Genomic DNA, 26092 nt, shown 5'->3' with positions numbered 1-26092 from the left:
ACCTAATATTTATTTAGCTCACTTAAAATTCTTTGATAAGTTGATACATTTTTCTTTTTCTTCTCTTCATAGAAAAATGAATTTTCCAGATTATTAAAATCTAGGGCAACATAATATGCTGTTAAGTACGCTGCCAATGCTTCTTTTGCTGATTTTTGTATATCATCAGAACTGTTAATATCTCGTTGTATAGATTCCATAAATTTATACGCAAATTTTTCTGCATCTACATTCGTTTTTTTAATTTCCATAACCTAACACCTCAATAGCTCGTTTATCTGTTAAAATTTCATCTTTAATATTCGATGGGTACTCTAATGCTACGGGTACATCAGTTGGTAAAAGCGTTATTACTTTACGCCAATTAATATCACCTTGCTCAAGAGAAGTTGCTCTTAACAAATCATTTTCTCGCGTAACATTTTTCAAATGAATATATCTCACATATTCCTTCAACGCTTTTGCTCCAACAATTTCACTCTCCCCTACATATCTAAAGTTTCCTAAATCATATGTGTATCCAATATTAATTCCTGATTGTTCAGCTTCAGTTAAGAATTTTAGAATATGGTTAATTGTTCCTGATTGTTCAGTTTGATCATTTTCAACCGTAAAACTAAATGGTTGTTCATTGATAATCTTTAAATTTTGTAATTGTTCTTTATTTTGGTAATTACCAATTGTCATCTTTACATGTGTCGCATGAAGATTGCATGCTTCAGTGAAATAATGTTCAATATTTGGATTAAGTTCTCCATTTTCTAGAAAAATAACTTCTGGAACACTGTAAAGAATAGTGATGTTTTGCTCTTTTGAGTATTTCGCAATAGCTTCCACTTCACTATCAATATTTTTAAAATATTCTCTTCTTACTTCTATACTGTTGAAGCCCAAATCGACTATATAATCAAATATTTCTAATTGTGTTAATCCAGAATTAATTTTTTCTTGTGCAACTAACGTATTAAAAACCAAATCAGTATTTTTCATAACATCATCCCTTCAACCAAATTAGGTAAACCGGTTTTCTAAGTTCTTGCGTATTATAGTAAACCGGTTTACTATAAATGTCAACGCTTACATTTAGTCTTTTATAAATAACAATGTTAAACTTTAATATGATTAGGATAGATTCCATTGGAAGGATTGAACATAAAATGGAGAAAAAAGTAACAATTTCTGATGTGGCGAAGTATGTAGGTGTATCGAAATCAACGGTGTCACAATATATTAATGGTAATCATCAAAAAATGTCAGCTGATACACGTGAAAAGATTAAAAAGGCAATTGAAAAGTTAAATTATCGCCCGAGTAAACAAGCCCAATTTTTAACAACTCGAAAAAGTAATTTAATTGGTGTAGTGGTTGCAGATATATCTAATATGTATTCATCATTATTATTAAAAGGTATTAGTCAGTATTTCGAACATACAAATTATCATCTAATAATTGTGGAAGCCGCTAACTCAGAAATAAAAGAACAGAGGATATTACAGAAACTTGTTGATCAAAATGTTGAAGGGATTATTATTCAACCTTCGAATGATAACTCCTCTAATTATCAATTTATTGCAAATAATCAAATCCCTATGATTTTGGTAGACCGTGAAATTGAGGATAGCCCTTGGCTCTCGGTAACCACAGACAATGAAGCAATTGTGGCAAAGCTCATGCAGTCAATCGTTGAAAAAAGTTATAAAAATATCATCGTTGTTTCACAACCTATCCATAAAGTTAATACTAGAGAAAAACGCTACAATACAATTGCCGATATAAGTAATGCAAACAAGTTAAATGTTCATCTAATTGAGGTTGATGAAGCACATTATATTGATATTAAACAAATTACAGAAATCACTAAGACTGGGAAAACTGCAATATTTGCATTAAATGGCACAGTACTTTTGGACATAATTAAATTGATTAATAAAAATAATTTAATAATTCCTAATGATATAGGCATAACAGGATTTGATGATTTTAATGTGACAGACATTATTTCGCCTGGAATTACAAGTATTAATCAACCTTCTAAATTAATTGGATCAACTGTAGCAGAGTTACTCGATTTAATTCTAAAAGGCACGCCTACTAATAAAATTGATGTACCAACCATTATTAAATCAGAAATTGACTGGAGACATTCTTTATAAAGCTCAAAAAATATTGCCCAGGAAATGCATTGGCACTAATCATCCATCATTTTATTTCTATTTCTGGCAATTTGACATAAACGCTAAACACATATCTCCCTTGTATAAATCACCTCGGACTATAATTGATTTTTACAAAGGGGGATTATTTTATGCTTTTCTGTCCAACAAACCTTGCCAAAGCTTGAGCTGCGATATTGGAAGAAGCTAATAACATCAAGTGCAAGGCATCATTCACGCTAATGATATCACCTATTTTCAGAGCATTTAATGCATCTTCTACGATATCTTCTGCTTCTATTACAATTGAATCTTCCATAGTTATCGGATAGGTTAAAGCTGTTAATATAGTGAGTAATTTAATAATACTTGCTGGATTCACTTTTTCATGCTCTTTATATGCCAATAATTGTTGCAACCTAGTATTATTTAAATGATGTATCGGGAATGACGGGTATGGCATCACAGTATAAGCTTGAATTTGGATATCTTCTGCAAGTGAACCTTTTAATGCATAATCCAATATCAGTCTTGTTTGGTGAAATCTATTTCCTTGTGCCCCTATAGTTACAACGATATAAGGCTTACCTTGCTCATAGACGATTGCAGTCAAATTCTTTATAATGCCTAGTGTTCCTGTTTTTCCTCCTAATAGCGTATAATAATTCGACAAAAATTTATTTTCGATTGTTGTTTTAATCGTTGTTTGTCGGGCGTCTTTCCCTGATATATTAACTTGATATTCTTTCTTACGCCAAATTTCTGAAATGTACTGATTTTGGCTCGCATGTAAAGTTAATAGCGCAATATCATATGTAGTGGATAATTGTCCCCTCGCACTTAAGCCTGAAGGATTTTTAATCGTTGTATTGTGCATTTTTAATTTTTGTGCCATATCATTCATTTGTTTGATAAAAATTTCTATAGCTTCCACCATCGATACACCTACCGTAAATAAATTCGAATGATTAGTTATTTATACATTTACCATTACCACTTCTGAAAAACTTTATTACTGCAAATATTGAGCGTTTCCCTCTATCATATATAAAATTTAAAATATCCTGCTACTAATGTAATCCCTCTTTTTTAAAAAACAATAAGATATCACACAACATTTTGTGTATAATACATAAGTGAAATGACAATTAAACTTTAAAGGAGGATATTTTGTGAAATTGAAATATGTAGCAATAGGGGCAATTGCCGCTTCTCTTTTGTTAGGGGCTTGTGACATTAACATTAATACAGGATCCAATGATGACTCCAAAAGCGATAGCAAGCAAAGCCAAAAGAATGATAGCAAAAAGGATAATAACAGTAATCAATCATCTAGCAGTAAATCAACAAATACCAACAATAGCAGTAATGAGAATACAAACTCTCCAGAACATTTTGCAAAAGTTTGGGTATCTGTTCTTAAAGATAAAAATTATAACTTAGATGCTTCAGAAACGAAAGTTACCCATGATGATATATCTGGTGAAGCTTTAAATCCATATAATGAAAGTGCATCTGCTAAATATCCAAATGGAACTCAAGCTTTATACGGTACACCAACTGCATCTGGACAAGTCATTTACAAAGATAACAATGATGGTACCGTTGATGTATACGATGTCCCAAGTCATTTCCATGACAAGCGTTGGGATGAAGATGATTATTCTCAAAGTGAGTCTAACCGCATTCTAAATAATCCAAAAACAGTTAAACTTCAAGATTTATCACAAAATGAAATCAATGAGTGGACTAGTGTTATTTCAGAATCAAACAGTTCTAATGAGAGCAGTAACTCTAGCTCAGATGATAGTAGTGATGATAACGATAGCGGCAGTGTAACTAGAGAAAATGTCATCGATAAAGTCGAAGATTATGAAGGACACACATTGGATACCTCAGAATATACTTACAAAGAGCCAGAACAGCAAGATAACGGAGATTGGGGATTCTCATTCACAGATAAAGATGGAGAACTTGCAGGTTCTTATATCATAGATTCGGATGGCAACGTAACGAAATACGATGAAAACGGAGACCCAGAATAACTGCCAAACAATGTTATCTATTTGCTAAGTTATAAAAATAAGCTGAGACATTATTTAATATGTCTCAGCTTATTATGCTTTATGTGAAATAAAATGCTATTCCTCTATATATAAATCTTATCTCTTTTGAAAGTTGATTTAAGACTTAATTTCTATCCATTTGATAGCCATTTTCTATAGATTGAACTTCCCCATCCTTCACATTTATAAATATGGTAAAGCCATTATCTGAATTATCGTCATATATTAACTGACCATCACTTTCCATCGTTGGCTCACCATGAAATTGTTTGAAGGCACTAACGGACACATCTTGTGGTAATACATAAACACTAGATACGGTATCATCACTATCATAGGTAACACCAATATCGCCATACTTTTCTACTTCGCCAAAGTCCATGCTATCGACACTTTCTGGCTCTCCAAATTCTTCCTTAATATCATCTTTTGACATACCAATATTAAAGCCATCGTAACCATCTGAATTATCACTCTTCATAAAATCTGAACTAAATTGATCCGATAAAACATTAATAGAAATTCTCTGGTTGTTAGCATTACTTTCAGAACTATCGCCGGTATTTATATTAATATTCAAATTTTTAAATAAAAAGTACCCTGCAACAACCAAAGCACCTAGCAATAATAGTACTGCAACAATAGATAATATAATTACTGTTGCAGATTTCTTTTTCTTCTTACTTGAATATAAATAATCATTATTTCGTTGCGTATAATTACTTGTTCTATACTTTGAGTTACTACTACTTTCACTACTTGTAGTACTGCTGTAATTAGGATTAATGCTGCTTTCACTATTTGTACTACTGTTGTCATTTGAATTACTACTGCATTCAGTACCTTCACTAGTGTCACCATTCACTTGCTTACCACACTGATTGCAAAATGATTGATTTTCCTCTAATTTATTTCCACAATTCGAACAAAATTTCATATGTATATGACCTCCCCATCTATTACTCTGAACACAATACGTTATCAAATATAATATTGTAATCTTAGCACCCTATTATTTGCTTATAATTAGCAAAAGCTTAAATTTAAAATCATCAATCATATTTTAATACTAACACCAGAAAATGACTACATTATTTTTTAATAAATATATTAAAAGTAGCAAAACTTAACTTCGCTAATTATTTTGCTTAGACATAAAATGTTATCTATTCAACAAACATAAACCAATATAGAAAAAGAGTACTAATCCATGAATTACGAAATAGTACTCTCTGATAAATATATAGTTAAGTTTTAGTCTTTTTATTCTTTAATTTATTATTATATCCAACCTTTATCAACTGCTTTTTTCCATGCATCAAAGCGATTTTCAGCAACTAATTTTTCAATGATTATCGAAGTATAGTTTCTTACTGTTCCGTTTGATAAATATAATTTCGTTGCAATTTCTTTGCTACTAAGACCTTCACCAATCTCTCTTAAAACAATTTGTTCCTTATGTGTTAGTGGATTAGAATCTGAAAATAATGATGTCATCAACGAAGCACTATATTCTTTTTCTCCTGCGACAACATTATGGATAGTAGATGCTAAATCTTCAATCGAGCGCTCCTTTAATACATATGCATCAACATCATTCGCCACAGCTCTTTCAAAGTAGCCAGGTCGTTTAAATGTTGTGACAATTATTACTTTTGTTTCAATTTGTCGTTCTCTAATCTCTGCCAATACTTCAAGACCTGTCATTTGAGGCATTTCCACATCCAAAATAATAACATCTGGTACTTCATCTTCCACATATTCCATAACAGCTTTACCATTATCAACATCGGCCAGTACGTTTAAATCATCATTTAAATTGAGTAATTGAACCATTGCTTCTCTAAGCATTAATTGATCTTCTGCGATTACGATTGATATCATTTCAAATCACCCCTAGGAATTTCTATCACTAAAGTTGTACCATTGTTGGAGTGAAATTCTAAATTCCCGTTCAAATAATTCACTCGTTCCTCAATACTCTGTAACTTTTGTACCTTTTTTGTGTTTATACCAATACCATTGTCAGAAATTGTCATTTTCAATGTATTTTGTTCCTCTTGCAATTCACCAACAACTATAGTCGCTTGTGCATGTTTTACAATATTATTAATTGCTTCCCTCAGAATCATAGATAATATCGATTGCTTTGCTGGATTAAGTGATTTCGCTCCACCTTTATTATGAAAAGTAAATTTTAAATTAGCGTTATTTAAAATTGTTTCAACCGATTTCACTTCTTCCTCAAATGATTGAACTTTCAAATCTTCAACTATAGCTCTCACCTTTTTCAAAGCATCTCTAGAGAGTGCCGTGACAGAGTTCATTTCTTTTTTGGCCGCTTCAACGTCCTTATCTATAAGTTTTTCTGCTAATTCTGATTTTAAAGTTAAGCTCGCAAATATATGACCCAAAGTATCGTGTAAATCTTGCCCTATACGGTTGCGTTCTTGTTCAGCGATTAAGACATTAATATATTTGTTCTTTTCTTCTAATTCTTCCCTAACTTTCCGATCTTCTCTCGCTTTAAAATTACCTAATGTAACTATTAAAATAACTAAGTAAAATACAATTATTAGGACAAAATAAGTTGGAGTTACAAAATAAGTTATAACTAAACAAATAATCATTGTAGCTATAAAGGTATAAAATTCTTTTGATTTCACAGATACTCCCATTATAAAAGGTAAAGCAAACGCACTAAAAAAGAAGAATAAACTGTTCATCGTATTGACACTATATACAAAATATATAATTCCTAAATAGTGAATAATTAACATGATATACATGTTATTTCTATTTAATTTGTCATGATATAATACTAAGATTAAATAAGATATACTAAATATTAATAGCACACTTATATACACTACTTGAAACCCTCTTTTTTCATCAAATATTGAAAGAAAAGGAAATAGTAAATAAATTAACGTAGATATTTCACCTAGACGAACACCCCAACCTCTTTTTTTCATAGTTATTCCACATCTCTTTTTTTATTTATATATAATGCTATACCTAGAAAAATTATACTATAGATAATTAAAACACCGAAAGATTCTAGGTTAACACCTTCGCCCTTACCTAAATCATAGGCAATTAATTTCAAATGATATGTCGGAGTTTTAGTTGAAATATTTTGTAACCATTCTGGAAAAGTATTCACTGGGAACCACAAACCACCTATTATTGCTAAACTTAAATTAAGTATATTCGCAAAACTACTGGCCTTTTGAGCATCTTTAAATTGTGCAATAACTATACCAAAAGTTAAAAATAGACTTGCACCAAGCCATAATATTAAACCTGAGAATAGCCAACTTTGTAAATCCATAGTAACATTTTTATAAAAGTGTCCTACCGTAAAAATAACAATAATTGCTAATGCAAATTGAATCATCGCTCTAAATATTTTAACTGTAAAATATTTAGTAGCTGTTAAAGGTGTCGACATTAAATGTCTAAACCAACCACTTGTTCTCTCTTCTATCATATCTAAAGGAAATGACATTAAACAAAAGTTCATTAAACTAAATACAGTCATACTATACATATACTCTTTATAAAATTTCTGTGCAGCTGCTGATGGTAAATCTAACAATGAGGTGAATAATAAATAGAATACTACCGGTAAAAATATCGATATGATTAAATACATCTTTTTACGAAACAATACTTTTATTTCAGTTTGCAAGTACGCTAACATCATATCTCAACCACTCCATCCTTGTTATTAAACATAATATCCAATAGTGACGATTTATGAATTTCAATTTCATTCAGGTTTACATTTAGTCGAATTAAATCATCAACAATTTTACCTACATCATTTGTTTCAATTTTATAATAATGACCCTTTTTTAAAACTTTACAATCATTATCCATACTTTCTATTATCTTATGATAATATTTCGGAATGTTTATTACTGAACGACTACCATTTGTTCTTATATTTTCAGGAGAATCGCTAATTTGAATAACACCTTCATCTAGTAATATCACGTGATCTGCCATTCTTTCTACTTCTTCTATATAATGTGAAGTGTATAAAATAGTCATACCTTTATGTTTTAAATCAGCAATTATTTGCCAAAAATGCGCTCGAGTTTCTATATCCATTGCAGTAGTTGGTTCATCCATAATCAAAAACTCAGGTATCCCGACTAAAGTTAAAGCAAAATCTAAAATGCGCTTTTGTCCTCCAGATAAACTATCCGCCATTTGTTCTAATTGTCCTTCATCAAATTGCGTTATTTCTTGAAATCGCTCAATTGAAATAACTTGTTTATAAAAAGACTGGTGTAACTCCAACAATTCTCTCACCTTTAACATTTTTGGAAACTGTGTTTTCTGGAAAAGTATCGCCATACGCTGTGAATTTAATAAATTATCTTCATCTACTATTTCTCCAGTATCTAACTGTTTATTTCCAATAATTATATCTATTAGCGTAGATTTTCCTGCACCATTCTTACCAATAAATGCTGTACAGATACCTTGCTCAATATTGAGCGTGATATCTTTCAAGACTTCTCGCTTACCAAAACGCTTAGATATATTCTCAACACAAATCATGTGTAATCACCCTTTCTTAATTCGACTTAACTTTATCAAGAAAGATGATGATATATTAGTCCCATTTGTCATAAATTGCATATGACATTTGTCATCTCTATATCGTAAACCTTTTGTCCCGATTCTCGAAAAAGAAAACTACCACCTATACCCACTGATTATGAATTTTGAGATTTAAGTTGTTATTTTTCTAAATAGGTTTTCTAAATTAAATATATCTTTTGATAATTATGTTTAACTTCTCTTAAAAGTGGAATCACATAAATATAACTTTTAAAGGAGGCATTTATAATGAGTAAATTTGATGAATTCAAAGATCAAGCGAAAGATAAAGCCGAAGAAATTAAAAATGACGATGAGAAAAAAGAACAATTAAAAGACCAAGCTTCTGACAAAGCGAAAGATTTAAAAGATAAATTTTAAGATATAAATAAATTAAGCTAGTGGTGAAAATCTTCATCACTAGCTTTTTTGTGTTATGTATCTTTTAATTTTTACATTCTATAAACAATAGTTATAGTTTGAAACTATAAACAATTAACTTATTTATATTGGTTGTTTACATTTTACCCCTATAAAATAATTAGTAATAAGTTATCTTCATAATATTTTATACTTTGAGTTTGTTAAAAGACTTATGTATAGGGGATGGTACACAAGTACTTTAATAACGCTCAATTAGATATCTTAATTCAAACTTTGGGGTGAGATTATGAATAAGGGGTATGTTCAGTCACAAAGTAACAACGCATGGAGATTTTTTGTTTTTAGTTTAATTGGGATTTTATGTTTTTTCGTACCAATTGAGATTGCTGGGACGAGTTCTATTATTGTAGACCATGTCCATTTAGCGATTCGTGCATTATTTGGTGGGCTCATGCCGTATATTGCTTTAATTATGATTTTGGCTGGTGCTATCTTACCATTAATTAGGAAAAGTTATAAGAATTCATTTGCCGATTTTGTCATTGTCGTATTTAAAGTCCTTGGCGCTATCATTGGTGTGATGTACGTTTTTCATTTTGGTCCAGCATTATTATTCAAAAAGGATTACGGTCCGTTCCTATTTGAACAACTCATGATGCCATTAAGCGTGCTAATTCCTGTTGGTGCTATAGCACTCTCATTACTTGTGAGTTATGGATTGCTAGAATTTGTAGGTGTGTTTATGGAACCAGTGATGCGTCCTATTTTTAAAACACCAGGAAAGTCAGCAGTAGATGCCGTAGCTTCATTTGTAGGAAGTTACTCGCTTGGATTATTAATTACGAATCGAGTGTATAAAGAAGGATTATATAATAAAAGAGAAGCGACAATCATTGCCACTGGATTCTCAACTGTTTCTGCCACATTTATGATTATTGTGGCGAACACATTGGGTTTAATGCCACATTGGAATTTATATTTCTGGGGAACATTAGTTATCACATTCATAGTAACTGCCATTACTGCCTGGTTACCACCTATTGTCAATGAATCAACTGAATATTATAACGGACAAGAAGGTGAACCAGAGGTAGAAATTGTGGGTAGTCGTTTGAAAACTGCTTATGCAGAAGCATTGAAGAAAAATGCTGCGACACCTTCGTTAGCTAAAAATGTTTGGGATAACTTACGAGACGGATTAGAAATGACGATTGCAATCTTGCCTTCTATTTTATCAATTGGATTCCTAGGATTAATACTGGCAAACTTTACACCAGTGATTGATTGGCTAAGTTATATATTCTATCCATTTATCTATATATTCCCAACGCCAGATCAAGCACTACTCGCTAAAGCTTCAGCAATATCTATTATCGAAATGTTCTTGCCATCATTGCTCGTAGCTAAAGCTGCACTAAGCACAAAATTCATCGTAGGTGTTGTCAGCGTATCAGCAATTATCTTTTTCTCAGCTTTAGTACCATGTATTATGGCTACTGAAATAAAAATACCGATATGGAAATTAGTCGTAATTTGGTTCTTACGCGTTGTATTAACACTGTTAATTACTATTCCATTAGGTTTATGGATATTTTAAAACTAATTATGTAATCAAACACCTGATAGTTAACTATCAGGTGTTTGATTATTTAAATTGCTAAATAATTATCTTAATTGAAATAAATTTCACCCATTCTATACTATAGAAACGCTCTTTATTTGATCCATCCACTTATCTATATATCCATCTTTTTTAAGATTATTTACATATGCAGTGACATGAGTTTGATTTAATCTATATAATAAGACAATCATCATTTTAGCTGTATAAATCTTTTCCTCTATGGATAGGTATGAATAATGGTTTAAATCAGTTATATTTTTTGTTATATCTAACATATGACTTTCATTATGAAATACTAATCTAAACATAAAGTTTTTAAAAAACTCTCTTTCACGATTATCTTCAATTTCTTTCATTATATTTTCATCAGTCAGTATGGAATCAAATCCACATTTATAATTAAATGTAGAGAAAGCTTCAAACACTTTTCTCATGACATTTCCAATTACGTCTTCTAACTCATCCTTTTTGCCACAAGCAAAATCATAAATATCATTTATATTTTTTGTATATTGATGCTTTAAATTTTTATCTGCTCTTTTCAATCCTTCTCTATCTAAAATCATTGCATTAGTTTTATTATTGTTCGGAAGATTATGTAATATTTTTTCTATATTTAAAAATACTTCCATATCATGTGTTAATACTATTATCTTGCTATCACTATTACCAGACTCTATCTTTTTAAAATATGTGCTTAATAAATTATATACACCTATCTTATTTTCTCTATCAAAACTAGAAATTGGATCATCTAATACTACTAATAATTTATCGCTAAATAAATCGTTCGTACTTTTGTTTTTATTAATGATGCTAAAAAAGTAACATAGACCAATAATATTCTGTTCTCCAACAGATAAATCTTTTAATTGAACAGTTTTCCCACGTGACTTAACATAATATTTATTTTCCGAATGTTCTAACTGCAAACGATTTTTATCATAAAATATTTGAGTCAAATTCGAATTTATTTCATTCAAGGCAATATCTGTTTTCTTCATTTTAGTTAATAACGAATTTATCTTATCTTCGACTATTTGTTTTTCACTTTCAAGATTGTTCAATTCACCTTTCAATCTATCAACTGATTTTCTTTTTTCCTCATACGAGTTAAATTGAAATGATGTTTCAAAGTAAGCCAAGTTATCATTAAGTTCAATTGCTTCATCAATTAATTTTTGTTGATTTCTGAATCTTTTATTATAACCATCTATATTGTTTGTTAATAATCTAATCTTAGAAACAATTTTTGATATAGTTTCCTTTAATCCCAAAACTTCATCATCTAAATTTATTTCTTCATATAATTTACGTTTTTTATCATGTAACATATCTATTATAATTTTAGTTTGATGATGATAGTTTTCTATTTCTTCATTCAGATTATTCTGATTTGATATATCTAATTTTTCATTAATTGGTAAAGACCTTAATTTTAAGAAGTAAATAGAATCTATTTCATCTTCTAAAGCCCTTATGTTTTCTTCTTCAATCACTTTGCTAATAGAAATATTAAGTTCTTCTTTTAATTGCTTACTCATCTCTGAATAACATGTTGGACAAAAACTCATTGGTGATTTAGTCATTTCAATTGACTCGTCTAATTTCTCTGCACCATAATTTTTTAAAACTTCTAAAATGCGTTTTTCCCTTTCATTATAAGGGGTTGGGTTAATTGTAGTCTTCCCGATTGTCTTTATCTTTGTTATAACATTAGATGGTATAAATTCTTCGATGATTTCAACATCTGACTTATTAAAATCAATTTTTGATATTACTTCAGAAATTGATTTTAATAAATTTTCTTTATTTATTTTTTGATCTCTTCTTGATGATTCGATATCACATATGTAATTCCACAAATTTTTTTCTGCAGTATTTTTATCTCGAGAATAGTCTTTATTATGTATTTTCTTAATAATTTCTATATTTACACTAGAATTTTTTTTATTTCCATAAATTCTTCTTCGTCTGTCCGCCCATTTATTGTCATCTTTAAATGCTTTTTTTAATTTGTCTTCCTCTTGGTCTAATTTGATAATTTCAATTTTCTCATTACATTCATCAATATTTCGAATTAAATTAACTTTACTATTTTCATACAGTTCTAAATCATTTTGATATTTTTGTTGATCTCCTAACATCACTATAGCTTCAAAATCAGTGGACTCAGAAAAAGAAACGTATTTATTTTGAAAATCATTGTTATATACATGTACTTTCAAATTATTTAATTGCTTAGTTTGAACTACATTACCATTTAACATAAACTGGCAATCATGGGTGTATTCATTTTCTATTTCTTCAATATTACTAAATGCTAACTTTTTGGAGAGCGTACTTTTACCTGATCCATTTCTACCAAAAATTATCATATCTTTTTTACCATTAAATTCTAAATCCAAATTTTCAAAAATAAAATCATTGTAAAATACCTTGATTGAATCATATAGCATATTTATTCTCCTTATCCGAGTTTTATTTAAGTACCTAATAATGCACGAGATAAATCTTACTAGATTTAATCTCTGATATTGTTTTTCTCATTTTAATACTCCTATACATTATTCCTAAAATTAAGAATTAACAACTTCGTTATTTTATTTATTAGGTACTTCGCAACTACCACCATCACCATAATTATTAGGTCCTTTGTTTCCTGGCGCAATCAATACAACCAATGTGTAAATTGTGATAATACCTGCAACTGCAGTACCAAATGCGCCTGCCATTAAGGATGCTCCAATTACGCTTCCACTACCAGAACTAGCCGCTGCAACAACTGCTACGATAAATACAACTGCAGCTATCGTTGTAATGAGTCCACTAATTTCAAACACTACTGCAAGAAGCATAGTACGATTCGTATCATGTAGACGTCTCGCCATTACCGTAAATGTAGGAATAATAATCGCTATTGCAAAAATACTACTTAATAAACCACCCGAAACAATACCTAGTAGTGCAGATATTACAAAATTAATCCAAAACGGATGCCAAAATTCTGGACGCGTTGAACGACCATTAACATCTAAAAAGCGCGTCCAATACGCTTTATAGCAACTAATAACTTGATTCTGTGAATTATCCATTAAAATTCTCCTATTGTTTGATAAGCATATTATACAAAAAGATAAATATTACTTAAAGGTATATTTTAAGAATTTTTAAAATATTAAGTAAATAATATATCGTGTTTCCTAAAAAAATTCACCATAACTAAAAGCGTACGCTAATTACTAACGTACGCTTGTAAAATTCACTTTTTAACCATAAGTACTACGCTTAAGCTATCCTTTATAATTTCTTGATAAGTAACTTTCGAAAGTTTCTGGTTTATCTCCTGTTAGCTGTTCAATATCTGTCGATTGTTGATCAAGCAACCCCATTGCCCCTGCTTGATACATTGAAGCAAGTAAAGGACCAAATCCTTTCGGTTCATCATACATTTCACCGAAAGTTTCTAAAGATACTGGTTCATAAATAATTTCTGTTCCACTTACATTTGTTAAAATTTGTGCTAGTTGTTCCATTGAATAACTATAACCTGAAAGTAAATATCTGGAACCTAAAAATGTTGGATCTTTAAGTATCGCAACGATACCTTTTGCAATATCTGCTCTAGAAATATAGTTAATTTTTCCATTACCTACCGGGTAAATCAACTTGCCTAGTTCCTTTAACTCTGATAGATATGGAACAAGTGGATCCATGTACATTGCATTGCGTACATAAGTGTATGGAATGCCACTTGAAGCGAGCAATCTTTCAGCGTAGCCAAAGTATGGACTCATATGAAATGGGTTATTGTGTTGATCAGCATAATAACCGACAAACAGTATATGTGAAACTTGTGCTGTTTTAGCTGCTGTTACTAAGTTTTCAACTTCTGGTAATCTTTTAAATGATGGATGAATAATACTTGGAATAAATACTACTAGGTCTATATCTTGAAATGCTTCAATCATACTATCTACATTGAAATAATCTAATTGTCTAACTGATAGTTCACTTTTCCATTGCTCCGGCACCTGATCAATATTTCGCACACCAATGTTAAAGTCCAAAACCTCTGACTCAAGTGCTTGTTCTGTGATATACGTGCCTAAGTTACCCGTTGCTCCCGTCAATAATATCTTCATGCTATCCCTCTCTTTAAACATGTATTATTTTTAATTACAAGTACAACTTATTACTTTTCCATCTTAGTGTCAAATTGTTCGACTGTGCAAAATTCCTTACATATTACAAAAAAATGAGTCTAGCATTATTTACTAAACTCATCTAAATAAAATAATAATAATATTTAAATTACTCTTCGTTACCATTTTCATCGTATTTCGTAACATAGCCATCTTTGTCGATAATATATGAACCAGCTAAATCACCGTCTTTATCAGTAAACGAGAATCCCCACTCGCCGTTACCACGCTTTTCAGGTTCTTTATATGTATAGTTATCTGTATCTAAATATTCGCCTTCATATGATTCGACAATATCAATAACATTATCACGTGTTACATAAGTATCGTTATGATTTTGTGCTGTAGCATTTTGTTGATCACTTTGCGAACTATTACTTTTATTACTATTTTGTGAGTCGTTAGAATTTGATTGATTGTCATTACTTTGTTGATCATTGTTTTTTTGACTATCGTTACTTTTTGACTCTGAACTTGATTTATTAGAGTCATCGCCACCTGTATTAATATTGATATCACATGCAGAAAGCATAATAGCAGATGTTATTGCAGCAATCGCTACATATTTAAACTTCATAATATAATCCCCTTTTCCTAATATTAAACTTATTTATATATAATTATATACAAAAAGTAGCGCAATATCTAATTGTTTTTTATTTCTTTGTCGTTCAATACAAAACGCTTTATTCTCTACTTAGCTACCGATGTGACACCGCTCAATTTATTAAAAAATATAAGTTTCATGTGAAACTTTTTTAAAATTGAAATTTGCTATTTTAATTAAAGTGAATATAGCTATTTGGAGCTACAGTCTTTTCCATATCAATCACTTCAAAAATATCTTTCACTATAATATTATTATTTTGTACAACTATCTAACTTTTCTGAAATTTAATTTTGATTAATCAAGGGGGCTTAATTATGTATAAAATTGCAGTAGCTGGCGCAGGTGCCATGGGCGGCAGAATTGGGGTTGCATTACATCAAGCAGGGCACGATGTGACACTTATTGATGATTGGAAAGTTCATGTGCAAAATATCAATAATGATGGTATGAAAATTCAGACTGAAACAGATACATATACTGTATCAATCCCTGCTATCTTATCCAAAGATGTTGCTGATACATATGATCTCATTATTTTATTAACAAAGTCTATGCAATCTGAAGCGATGTTAACACAGTTAAAAAATGGTGGTGCTATTCATGAAGATACAGCAATATTGAGTATGATGAACGGTTTAGGCCACGAAGAACGTTTATCAAAAATTGTCCCACTGCATCAAATTTATCTAGCAGTAACTATGTGGTCTGCAGGGCTGAAAGGACCTGGTCATTTATTATTGGAGGGTACAGGTTCTATTAATTTCCAATGCGCTAATGGTGTAAACAATGAGATTAGTGAAACAATTGCACACATTTTAAATACTGCAAATTTAAACGCGACTATAAGCAACAATGTCTTTGAAGCGATTTGGACAAAGGTCACAGTTAATTGTGTACTTAACCCACTCTGTACCATATTAAATCAACGTATTGGAGAGTTTGGTGCTTATTCCAAAGTAAACGAGATGGTCTCATTAATCATAGATGAAATTGTTACTGTAGCACACGCCAAAAACATAGAAATTGAAGCCGACACATTACTAAATACGATTACCGCGATGTATCCAGATTCTGAACAAGGGTTGCATTACCCATCCATGTACCAAGATTTGAATAATGGTAGACCGACAGAAATTGATTTCTTGAATGGACAAATTGCTAAATACGGACAGGAACTTGGTATACTAACACCTATCAATCAAATGCTGACACATCAAATACATCAATTAGAAAGGAATCAACTTTAAATCACTACTCGCATCGACAGCATATAGTTAGGGCCACCCGCCAAGATTAATCTATCTTTACGGATGGCCTCTTTTTTATAAATAGATGATATCATTTTTTGCTGATCAAAAGGGCTTGAGTCGCGTCTAAATCTCGGACTCACTTATCTTCCTCAAGTGTTTCACGTGTCATATCATATCTTTATAATGAAACTACAAAACACAAGAGATTCTAATTTGTTACCAACCTCATTACTTTTTATAAAAAGTTAATAATTACGGTTTTATAATCTTATTATTTACGTTCATATATGAAATTAATAAAATTCAATATGATTCCCAACAGAATAATACTTGCTGAAACAAATGTAATTTCAATATATGGTAAGCCGATATTCAATAATAGAGAACCTAATATCGCACCTATAAAGTTAGCCAAATTAAATACTGAAGCAGCCAATGTACTTGCTAATAATGGTGCTTCATGTGCATTTAAAATAATCATACTATTAAGCAATGGTGTAGTTCCAAATGTACCAAAGCCGAACATAAAGCAAATAATAAACGCTAATACTGTTACATGTAATACCGTTACAAATAGTAGAATCGTAATAAACAATAACAAGAACGTATAGAATAAATATTGTGTTAACTTTCTTTGTGGAATATTACCAGTCGTTAAATTCCCAATAACACCGCCTAGACCAAACATAAATAGACATACTGTTAAGCCGACCGTCTTAAATGGCGCAAATTCATGAATCATTGGCTCCATAAATGTATAAGACGTAAACACACCTGAAAATCCAAAAACAATAATCGCTATAATAATCAGAATATGTTTATTCTTAAAGACCGTTAATTCATCCTTTACATTGGCTTCCGTACTTAAACTTACATTTGGAGTGAATTTTAGTACACCTATAAATGTGATCACTGCCAAGAGAACCATAATGCCAAATACAGTTCTCCAATTTGTAAAGCTACCTAAAAACGAACCAAAAGGTACGCCAATCATTACTGCAATCGTTAAACCTGCTTGAACTAATGCAATAGCTTGCGTTTTCTTAGCAGGTGGCGCAATTGTTGCTGCCACACTCATACAAACACCGAAAAATGGTGCATGCATTGCTGCAGATAATAATCTTGAAAGTAGTAATACATAAAAGTTCGGTGCCAGCATTCCTATAATATTACTAACAATAAAGATCCCAACTAAAATTGGTAATAATTTTTTTGCAGAATAATTAATCGTTGCAATTCTCATAAAAGGACCAATAATCGCTACACTTATTGCGTATACACTAATGAGCAAACCTGCATTAGATATTGAAACATGCATATCATTGGCTATTTGTGTTAACAATCCCGTAACAACATATTCTGCCATCCCTACTGTAAATGTACCAATCATAAAGATAATAAAGATTAAATTATTATTTTTCATTACTGTTCCCCTCCCTTTTAACTATATGTGATACTCACTCACAAAAATTCATAGGTGCTATATTACAAAAAATCTAACTAAAATAAAAGAGGTTTTAGTAATTTTTTACTGATATATCAAGTTTTCATAAAATTTTCAAATTTAAAATCATCGTGATACTTTGCAAATTTAATACATAACTTCAACTATTAGCTTGTGGTATACCTTCTGTCATAGAGGGGACAATAATCGAATATTGATAGTAACTTTTCTCCTAATTTAATCACTACCAACTAGCGCATTTATCAGTAATTTAATTATTGATTAGTTGTACCGAATTATTTTGTCACTTAAGCACAAAATTCCAGTCAGGATTTAGCAATTTTGGCATACCTATACAAAATATAGATGATAAACTAAAACTATAATATGTGAATAATTTCACAATATAAAGGAGACGAAGTTTATGACTAAAGTTTTTATAGCAGGTGCTATTCCTGAAGCTGGTCTTAATCAACTTAAGGCACATTTTGATGTAGATATGTATACTGGAGATACTTTAATTTCAGAATCAGAACTTATCGAAAAAGTACAAGATGTGGATGCCTTAATTACTTTACTATCAACGAATGTCGGTGCAAATGTGATGGATGCTGCTCCAAATTTAAAAATCATTGCAAACTATGGTGCTGGTTTTAACAATATAGATATTAAGGCTGCACGTAAACGTGATATTAATGTTACTAATACACCTATTGCTTCAACAAATGCTACTGCAGATTTGACTATGGGTATATTACTTGCTGTTGCTAGACGTATTCCTGAAGGAGATCAACTGTGTCGTACTACTGGATTTAATGGATGGTCACCATTATTTTTCAGAGGTCGTGAAGTCTCAGGCAAGACAATTGGAATCATTGGTTTAGGTGAAATCGGTACTGCTGTTGCCAGACGTGCTAAAGGCTTTGGTATGGATATCTTATACTCAGGACCTACACGTTATCCAGAAAAAGAAGCCGAATTAAACGCAAAACACGTCGAACTAGATGAACTACTGACATGTTCTGACTTTGTAACTATCAATTGTGCCTATAATGATCAACTGCACCATATGATTGATTATCAAGCACTACAAAAAATGAAATCAACATCTTATTTAATCAATGCATCTCGAGGTCCAATTGTTTGCGAAGCAGACCTTGTTAAAGCACTTGAAGACAAACTCATCGAAGGTGCTGCATTAGATGTATTTGAATTTGAACCACAAATTACAGATGCACTTAAGTCTATGACAAATGTAGTTATAACGCCACACATTGGCAATGCTACATTCGAAGCCCGAGATATGATGGCTAATATTGCAGCAACTAACGTCGTAAAACAACTTACTGGAGCATTACCAGATTATATTGTGAACTGACAGGAGTGACACCATGATTAATACTAAAAATCGTTTTTTTAACATTAAAGACCTCCCATCATTTTCAGAAGAAGCAGCAAAAAAGATGACATTCTATCAATCACAAATATCAGCAGGAGCCATGTGGTGCTTGAAACCAGGCCAATCTCTTCCTTGCCATACACATAAAAATGCCGACGACGTTTGGATTGTACTTCAAGGTGAAGGGACATTTATCACTAACCACTTTAAAGAAATGCCTATCAAGGCTGGGGATATTTTCGTTTCATTTCCTGGCGATGCGCATGGCATGGTTAATACCAGTGATGAAGACTTCATTATGTTAGGTTTCGCAACTCCAATGCCTCTTGATTTCAATAAATACGAAGGCGAAGATGAATGACTTCATTAACACTTTATTATATTAAAAGGCCCATAAATGAGTTTCAAAGCTCATTTATGGGCTATTGTAATATGTCAGTTATTCCTACTTAATTTGTATATATCATAAACAAAATGATGTTTCTATTTTCCCCACAAGAATTGAATCAAATCATCTGCAACTTCACTATTCTCATGTAACTGACTGTGTTGTGCATCGTCACCATCAAATTGTTCTTCTTTATATGATTTAGGACTATCACCTAGTAGATACTTCAGTGATTTCGCTGAACTAATAGAAACACTACCGTCAGAGTGCGTACCGTCTTCTAAGTCACCATAGATATTCAGTACTTCTATATTTTTACCTTTATAAACCTGTTTGAGCTTACGAAATTCTTGATAAGGCGGGTTCATTCGACTCGGTTTGCCATTTGAATCAACACTAATTTCATTTACTTTTTCATTCATATTCAAGACACCATTAAATGGACCTGCGATATTCACTTGCTTATCTAATTTCGGCAACGATTTGTCATTTCCATAAGTTAACATATATTGTGATAAGGTCATGTTTCCCATAGAGTGCCCAACGAAGTTAAAATGTTGGAAGTGATATTTATGTTGTAGCTTTACTAATACGTTTTTGAGCCATCGTGCATTTTTAGCATAATCCCCTTGCTTATTATCTTCAAATTGTACTTGTATGATTGGATTTTTAGCCTTTTTTGAAAACTTCCCACTTAATACTACATCACCGTCTCTTGAAACTGTCGCAGTGATAATGCTTTTAGAAACCCCTTGTGCTCTAGCTCTTTGAACCATATATTTTTCAGAATTAACACTGCCCGCATAGCCATGTAAAAACAAAGTTGGTACTTGCTTGTTCGCAAATTTTGAACCACTTGTAGCTTGCGAATCCTGTTTCTTATGCGTAAAAGTAACCAATAATACAATTCCTAAAGCAACAACTAACAGAGTAGTTAAAATAGTAATCCATAATTTCTTCAATAGTCTAACCTCGATTCCTTACATTTAAACTAAGTATAATGTATGTTAGAAAAAATTACCTCAAACTATCCCTTATAAAGTCATTAATCTATTGTGCACATTTGCTAAAAGTACTACAAACTTTTAAAATTATTTTAAAGCATTATACTTTTATAGATTTAAAACTAACTGGAGTGATAAATATGGAAAGTAGTATTAAACAGTTGAAAGATATGATTGATTCATCAAACAAGATCGTTTTTTTCACTGGAGCAGGTATATCAGTTGCTAGTGGCATTCCTGATTTCCGTTCGGTTGGAGGACTGTATGATGAAATTTCGAAAAACGGATTCTCTCCAGAATATTTACTAAGTGATGATTATTTAAAAAGCGACCCTTCTGGATTTATTAATTTTTGTCATCAATACCTACTATTTGCAGACAAAAAACCGAATAGCGTTCATCAATGGATCGCACAACTAGAGCAAGATAAACGTTCATTAGGCGTCATCACTCAAAATATAGACGGACTACATGCTGATGCTGGCAGCACACATGTAGATGAATTACATGGCACACTCAATCGCTTTTACTGTACGCATTGCAATCATGAATATTCAAAAAATGATGTTATCACCAAAAATTTACGCGCTTGTGAAACATGCGGTGAGCCAATCAGACCAGACATCGTACTTTATGGAGAAATGCTCAATCAAGGTACTATATTCAATGCACTACATAAAATCAAGTCCGCAGATACATTAGTTGTACTTGGATCATCACTCGTAGTTCAACCAGCTGCTGGCCTCATCTCTAATTTCGAAGGCGAAAACCTTATTATCATTAACCGAGATGCTACACCATACGACCATGACGCTAATCTAGTTATCAATGACGATATGGTCACTGTAATTAATAAATTAACTGATTTAGAGTAAGATAATCCTGGGGCATAAATCCAAAAAAATAGCACACAGATAAATTGATAAATTATCTGTGTGCTTCTTTTTATTCAATATTTCGCATTGTTGGTTTGCTTACTCAGATGACATTTCAACTTGTCGTCTCTAAATCGACCTGTTCTCTCAAACGTCTCGCCTAAATACTTCCCCAAAATATGATGTTACTTTTTCAAAAAATTTATTAAATAAAACTAGTCCTTTAAATTTCTCATTTTCAACTGTAAACCTATAACAGCAATAAACATGATTATAAAGATTAATAGACCTACTACCACAGTTAAAACTGTAAATGTATTCACATTATCTTTTAATGCCAATATATTGATAAATGCATTAGCTAAAATTAGCTCTATCACAATTCCTGAAGACGCTCCAATTTGATGAGAAAAATTTACTAAACCAGATGCCATTCCATTATTTTCCTTATTCACATTATACATACCTAAATTAGTAAGTGGACTAAAGCCATATCCTTGTACTATACCAATGATAGATAGCGGAATAATAAAGTATAATACTGGCATTTGATTAATAATTACTACAATTAGTAAGATCATACCAATTATTGAAAACACTAATCCTTGCGCTAACACCTTTAAATTATGAAAATAGCAGTTATCGGAGCACATGGCAATGCTGGAAATTTAATAGCACAAGAAGCAGAACAAAAAGGACATGAAGTTACAGCAATTGTGAGACAAAAAAGAAATGACAATTTTGAACACATTATAGAAAAAGATTTAATGAATTTAAATAAGGAAGATTTAGCAGGATTTGATGCTGTCGTAAACGCTGTTAGTGCATGGACTGAAGAAACATTTGATATTCACACAACCGGGTTATCACACTTAGCAAACTTACTAGAAGGCACAGATACTAAATTATTGATGGTTGGTGGTGCAGGTACTTTGTATATTAATAAAGAACATTCACTGCAAGTTATGGATCAACCAGGTTTCCCAGATGAAATCAAACCGCTCGGCAAAGCATTGAGAGCAAACCTTAACCGACTACGTTCATTTTCAAATTTACGTTGGACATACGTAACACCTGCATTTGAACTTGATATTGATGGTGCAAAAACTGGAAAATACATTATCGGCGGAGAAGAATATTTTACTAACGAAAAAAGTGAAAGCTACATTAGTTATGCAGATTTCGCTTTAGCCTTTGTTGAAATTATTGAAAATGATTACACACGTCGACGTGTCAGCGTTATTGGTGAATAAATTAAGCTTTATCAAATTTTGAAAAGGAAATGCACCCAAAAGTTGATTTAAAATACAATTTTTGCGGTGCGTTTTTTAATATGTAGTATAAATTGCACTGTTTTGAGGATTTATTAAATAAACAGGGGGTAGAATTATGTCCCTAAATCCATGTATTCATATAAATTTCAGAAAAACAACAAAAGTGCCATGAGTCTTATTTTGCTCATAGCACTTTTCTAAATTTATATTTCTATACCATTTTGTTGAATTACCTACTATTTCCTTGCATTTTCCACTTACTTTTTATAAAAATTATATAATTTTAAGTTAAAATGGAATATTTTGAACTTCTGAAAGAATATATTTTGATAAATCAAAAGTTAAGTTACCATCTTCATTATTTAGGTATTCACCATTCCATCTATGTGACAGACCATTATCAATTATGAGTTCCATACCGCCATTTGCGTATTCATCAATAATATTTTTTATTTTCGTCTTATTATTTAAATTTACTATTTCATCTAAATTATTATTTATTTCACTGTCTGCTAAAACCATGTTTAGAAGTAATGCTTCTTCCTTATAGGATAAATAACTAGTTCTTGTTTCTTTTCCTTTGTTTCCAATTTTAACACGTTTTGAATTTTTAAATCCTACTGTTGCAGCCAAAATAAATAATTGTTTAATCTCAATTTTATTTCCTATCTCTTTCTTTGTAAAAGTATCAAAAACATCATTATATTTGCTATCTGCTATAAAAATCATTTGATTATCTTTTAATATCCCCATTTAAAATCCTCCTCTAGTAGACATTGTTTCACTTAAATCTACTTGTTCGATTTCAGAATGATGTGTATCTAATTGATTAATTCTGTACCACTTGCCTAAACGATTTGTAGATTTAAATACTTTTTCTTCACTTGGAGTTAGCTCTGTATCTGTCACAAGTAATATCCACTGTGCTGTTAAATCGGGAATTTTTTCAATCAGATTATCTCTATTCATTCCACTTAATCTATTAAATGGTGAATCCATAAATAGTGGATAATCTATTTTATCGATTGAGTCTTCTCTAACTGCTAATTTTGCTAATGCAGTAATAAATGATAATGATAATATTTGTCTTTGACCTTGCGAAATATCTTGCGTGATTTTATAACCATGGTTGTTATAAGCTCCTATTTGGAAATAACTATCTATTTCTACATGATTAATGATTTCTAAATCTTTTTTATCAATCAACTTTTTAAATATATCAGATGTATATTCCCCTAATAAACTTCTTACATCTTGGCTAAACACATTTGAAATTTCTTTCAGTTCATGTTCAAGCGCAATCAACATTTCTAATTGAGCTTGATCAAATTCATTTCTACTTTCTCTTTTAAGTAGTTCTTGATATTGTTTTTCAAGAGTTCCTTTTTGTATTTCTAACTCTTCAAGTTTATTTTCTTTAAGCGCAATTTCTCTAGTAGCATTTTCCTTTTTTATTTCCTCTTGTTCGATCATACCTTGAATATCAGCCAAATCTACGGAATTTTTCGCAGAATTTGCAATATCATCTTTCAAATCTTTTATGCTATCTTGAGACTTTGATATTTCAACCATTAATTCCTTATAACTTTTCAAATTACTAGAAAAATCTTGTTCATTTTTTTTATGTTCATCCAATTTATCTTTTGCTTCTTTTAACAAAGTTCTTGCTAGCTCATATGACTCTGAATGTTTGTACGTTTCTAATAATGATTCAATATATAACTTACTTTGCTCATGCTCATTTAGATCATTATCACATACTACGCATTTTTCATTTAATAATGACAAATTTAATAATTCTTTAGGAATGCTTACCTTATTATCACCTAAAAAATTATCAAAGTAATCTTTATTTTCATCAAATATACTTTCCAATAATAAAGATGGAGTGGTTTCAAACAAACTCCGATTCAATTGAATTTTACTATTTTCAAGTTGTTTTTTTAATAAATCAATTTGATGTTCCTTTTCTTTTATTTTATTTTTTGTTTCTACAATATGTTTGTTTTTTTCTAGAGTTAGTGAATGAGTTGCAATAATTTCATCCATCACTTGTTTGTCTTCTTCTATTTTAGATAATATATCTCTTATTTCTTCTACTTCTTTATCAATTTCACTAATCTTATGAGATAGTTGATTAGCATTTCCATTTTTCATACCTTCAGATATTCTATGTCTAACTATTTTATTAGTTTCTTTAACAAATGTTTTAGCTGTTTCAATCTTGTCTAATTGTAATAAACTGAATATCGCATTCTTTACTTCTTTTCTAACATTTGAATCTGCTTTAGCAATTGTATCTATTTTTTCAGCATCAAATAAGAAGAAATCTTTAATATCTTCACTAATAATTTTATTAATTTTTATGTTAATTTCCTGTTTATCATATAATGCATTTGCCTTGACGTTCCCCGTTTCGCCGTCTATTTCAATTAAACTTACCTCTCCTTCTTGTTCTTGAATTGAATTTGAAGAAATTTTTATTGCACGCATTTGTCTTTTAATTTCGTAAATTTGATTCTCATGTTCAAATTTCAACGTTACAGTAGATTGTGAAGGACCTGGTGTTTCATCAAGAACTTTAAAATTTGTTAAATGGATTTTCTCATTATCAGCATCTTGTGATATTTTTTTTGATCCAAATAAAACAAACATAATGGCTCTGTATATACCCGTTTTTCCTTTACCATTTTCACCAAATAAAATGGTAGTATTTTGATCTCCTTGATATGCAAATTCTATTGATTGCTTTCCATAGTATTGTCTGAAATTTTCTAAATCCATCTTTATCAATTTCAT

The 26092-nt window shown here is 30.9% G+C and carries 26 protein-coding genes and 1 pseudogene; 9 read left to right on the top strand and 18 right to left on the bottom strand.

Annotated features, from left to right (window positions below; genetic code table 11):
* Positions 1-2 precede the first annotated feature (2 nt).
* Positions 3-251: a hypothetical protein gene (locus SH09_RS01710; RefSeq protein WP_042737876.1), complete on the bottom strand. Its 249-nt coding sequence runs from the start codon at positions 249-251 to the stop codon at positions 3-5.
* Entirely contained in the window at positions 241-990 is a 750-nt protein-coding gene (locus SH09_RS01705; protein ID WP_042737875.1) for a sugar phosphate isomerase/epimerase family protein, read from the bottom strand. The genes SH09_RS01710 and SH09_RS01705 overlap by 11 nt, the downstream gene beginning before the upstream one ends.
* Positions 991-1157: 167 nt before the next feature.
* On the opposite strand from SH09_RS01705, the gene SH09_RS01700 reads away from it, so the two are divergent.
* On the top strand, positions 1158-2153 hold the full coding sequence (locus SH09_RS01700) for a LacI family DNA-binding transcriptional regulator (protein WP_042737874.1): 996 nt from the start codon (positions 1158-1160) through the stop codon (positions 2151-2153).
* A gap of 145 nt (positions 2154-2298) precedes the next feature.
* Here SH09_RS01700 and SH09_RS01695 read toward each other — a convergent pair whose 3' ends face one another.
* On the bottom strand, positions 2299-3090 hold the full coding sequence (locus tag SH09_RS01695) for a serine hydrolase (protein ID WP_082039160.1): 792 nt from the start codon (positions 3088-3090) through the stop codon (positions 2299-2301).
* A gap of 235 nt (positions 3091-3325) precedes the next feature.
* On the opposite strand from SH09_RS01695, the gene SH09_RS01690 reads away from it, so the two are divergent.
* Positions 3326-4198, top strand: a complete 873-nt coding sequence (locus tag SH09_RS01690; RefSeq protein WP_235307445.1) for a hypothetical protein — start codon at positions 3326-3328, stop codon at positions 4196-4198.
* Between the two features lie 145 nt (positions 4199-4343).
* On the opposite strand, the gene SH09_RS01685 is transcribed toward SH09_RS01690, so the two are convergent.
* The 5 genes from SH09_RS01685 to SH09_RS01665 form a co-directional block, all read right to left on the bottom strand.
* Complete coding sequence (locus SH09_RS01685) at positions 4344-5156, bottom strand: zinc ribbon domain-containing protein (protein WP_042737872.1); 813 nt, start codon at positions 5154-5156, stop codon at positions 4344-4346.
* A gap of 344 nt (positions 5157-5500) precedes the next feature.
* Complete coding sequence (locus tag SH09_RS01680; RefSeq protein ID WP_042737871.1) at positions 5501-6103, bottom strand: response regulator transcription factor; 603 nt, start codon at positions 6101-6103, stop codon at positions 5501-5503.
* Positions 6100-7194, bottom strand: coding sequence for a sensor histidine kinase (locus SH09_RS01675; RefSeq protein WP_042737870.1), 1095 nt, complete (start codon positions 7192-7194; stop codon positions 6100-6102). The genes SH09_RS01680 and SH09_RS01675 overlap by 4 nt, the downstream gene beginning before the upstream one ends.
* Before the next feature lie 2 nt (positions 7195-7196).
* On the bottom strand, positions 7197-7928 hold the full coding sequence (locus SH09_RS01670; RefSeq protein ID WP_042737869.1) for an ABC transporter permease: 732 nt from the start codon (positions 7926-7928) through the stop codon (positions 7197-7199).
* Entirely contained in the window at positions 7925-8794 is an 870-nt protein-coding gene (locus tag SH09_RS01665; RefSeq protein ID WP_042737868.1) for an ABC transporter ATP-binding protein, read from the bottom strand. Before SH09_RS01665 ends, SH09_RS01670 begins: the two co-directional genes overlap by 4 nt.
* A 291-nt stretch (positions 8795-9085) precedes the next feature.
* Between SH09_RS01665 and SH09_RS17235 the strand changes: the two genes are divergently transcribed.
* Both SH09_RS17235 and SH09_RS01660 read left to right on the top strand, forming a co-directional pair.
* Positions 9086-9217, top strand: coding sequence for a hypothetical protein (locus SH09_RS17235; protein ID WP_257044044.1), 132 nt, complete (start codon positions 9086-9088; stop codon positions 9215-9217).
* A 289-nt stretch (positions 9218-9506) separates the two neighbouring features.
* On the top strand, positions 9507-10817 hold the full coding sequence (locus SH09_RS01660) for a YjiH family protein (RefSeq protein ID WP_042737867.1): 1311 nt from the start codon (positions 9507-9509) through the stop codon (positions 10815-10817).
* 98 nt (positions 10818-10915) lie between these two features.
* Here the strand turns inward: SH09_RS01660 and SH09_RS01655 are convergent, their stop codons facing one another.
* The 4 genes and pseudogenes from SH09_RS01655 to SH09_RS01640 all read right to left on the bottom strand — a co-directional run.
* Positions 10916-13303 carry an AAA family ATPase gene (locus SH09_RS01655; RefSeq protein ID WP_042737866.1) on the bottom strand — a complete coding sequence of 796 codons (2388 nt, stop codon included), beginning with the start codon at positions 13301-13303 and terminating at the stop codon, positions 10916-10918.
* A gap of 144 nt (positions 13304-13447) precedes the next feature.
* Positions 13448-13939, bottom strand: coding sequence for a DUF805 domain-containing protein (locus tag SH09_RS01650; RefSeq protein WP_042737865.1), 492 nt, complete (start codon positions 13937-13939; stop codon positions 13448-13450).
* Positions 13940-14137: 198 nt separating this feature from the next.
* Positions 14138-14989: an SDR family oxidoreductase gene (locus tag SH09_RS01645; protein ID WP_042737864.1), complete on the bottom strand. Its 852-nt coding sequence runs from the start codon at positions 14987-14989 to the stop codon at positions 14138-14140.
* Positions 14990-15158: 169 nt separating this feature from the next.
* A pseudogene (locus SH09_RS01640) lies at positions 15159-15374 on the bottom strand (hypothetical protein); the annotation flags it as partial.
* A gap of 599 nt (positions 15375-15973) precedes the next feature.
* Here SH09_RS01640 and SH09_RS01635 point away from each other — a divergent pair.
* The gene (locus tag SH09_RS01635) at positions 15974-16906 is read left to right on the top strand and encodes a ketopantoate reductase family protein (protein WP_042737863.1); all 933 of its coding nucleotides are present in this window, start codon (positions 15974-15976) and stop codon (positions 16904-16906) included.
* Here SH09_RS01635 and SH09_RS16515 read toward each other — a convergent pair.
* Positions 16903-17049, bottom strand: a complete 147-nt coding sequence (locus tag SH09_RS16515; protein ID WP_158001711.1) for a hypothetical protein — start codon at positions 17047-17049, stop codon at positions 16903-16905. The two genes, SH09_RS01635 and SH09_RS16515, sit on opposite strands and share 4 nt — an antisense overlap.
* A 131-nt stretch (positions 17050-17180) precedes the next feature.
* Positions 17181-18332, bottom strand: coding sequence for an MFS transporter (locus SH09_RS01630; RefSeq protein ID WP_042737862.1), 1152 nt, complete (start codon positions 18330-18332; stop codon positions 17181-17183).
* A 445-nt stretch (positions 18333-18777) separates the two neighbouring features.
* On the opposite strand from SH09_RS01630, the gene SH09_RS01625 reads away from it, so the two are divergent.
* Positions 18778-19731 (top strand): NAD(P)-dependent oxidoreductase, encoded by a 954-nt coding sequence (locus tag SH09_RS01625; protein ID WP_042737861.1) that lies wholly within the window; start codon positions 18778-18780, stop codon positions 19729-19731.
* An 85-nt stretch (positions 19732-19816) separates the two neighbouring features.
* Entirely contained in the window at positions 19817-20113 is a 297-nt protein-coding gene (locus SH09_RS01620; protein ID WP_235307442.1) for a cupin domain-containing protein, read from the top strand.
* Positions 20114-20235: 122 nt separating this feature from the next.
* Here SH09_RS01620 and SH09_RS01615 read toward each other — a convergent pair whose 3' ends face one another.
* Positions 20236-21102 (bottom strand): alpha/beta hydrolase, encoded by an 867-nt coding sequence (locus tag SH09_RS01615; protein WP_042737859.1) that lies wholly within the window; start codon positions 21100-21102, stop codon positions 20236-20238.
* A gap of 182 nt (positions 21103-21284) precedes the next feature.
* Here SH09_RS01615 and SH09_RS01610 point away from each other — a divergent pair, with 182 nt between their 5' ends.
* Positions 21285-22019 carry an NAD-dependent protein deacylase gene (locus tag SH09_RS01610; protein WP_042737858.1) on the top strand — a complete coding sequence of 245 codons (735 nt, stop codon included), beginning with the start codon at positions 21285-21287 and terminating at the stop codon, positions 22017-22019.
* A 215-nt stretch (positions 22020-22234) separates the two neighbouring features.
* Here the strand turns inward: SH09_RS01610 and SH09_RS01605 are convergent, their stop codons facing one another.
* Positions 22235-22618 carry an MFS transporter gene (locus tag SH09_RS01605; RefSeq protein WP_042737857.1) on the bottom strand — a complete coding sequence of 128 codons (384 nt, stop codon included), beginning with the start codon at positions 22616-22618 and terminating at the stop codon, positions 22235-22237.
* Positions 22619-22645: 27 nt separating this feature from the next.
* Here SH09_RS01605 and SH09_RS01600 point away from each other — a divergent pair, with 27 nt between their 5' ends.
* Positions 22646-23272 (top strand): NAD(P)-dependent oxidoreductase, encoded by a 627-nt coding sequence (locus SH09_RS01600; RefSeq protein ID WP_042737856.1) that lies wholly within the window; start codon positions 22646-22648, stop codon positions 23270-23272.
* Between the two features lie 309 nt (positions 23273-23581).
* On the opposite strand, the gene SH09_RS01595 is transcribed toward SH09_RS01600, so the two are convergent.
* Together SH09_RS01595 and SH09_RS01590 are read right to left on the bottom strand one after the other, a co-directional pair.
* Positions 23582-24046 carry a hypothetical protein gene (locus SH09_RS01595; protein ID WP_042737855.1) on the bottom strand — a complete coding sequence of 155 codons (465 nt, stop codon included), beginning with the start codon at positions 24044-24046 and terminating at the stop codon, positions 23582-23584.
* Complete coding sequence (locus SH09_RS01590) at positions 24047-26092, bottom strand: AAA family ATPase (protein ID WP_042737854.1); 2046 nt, start codon at positions 26090-26092, stop codon at positions 24047-24049.

This window comes from Staphylococcus gallinarum, assembly GCF_000875895.1.
In the GTDB taxonomy this organism is placed as follows: domain Bacteria; phylum Bacillota; class Bacilli; order Staphylococcales; family Staphylococcaceae; genus Staphylococcus; species Staphylococcus gallinarum.
The sequence above is the reverse complement of the archived record's forward strand: the minus strand, read 5'-3'. Positions and strand labels throughout refer to the sequence as shown.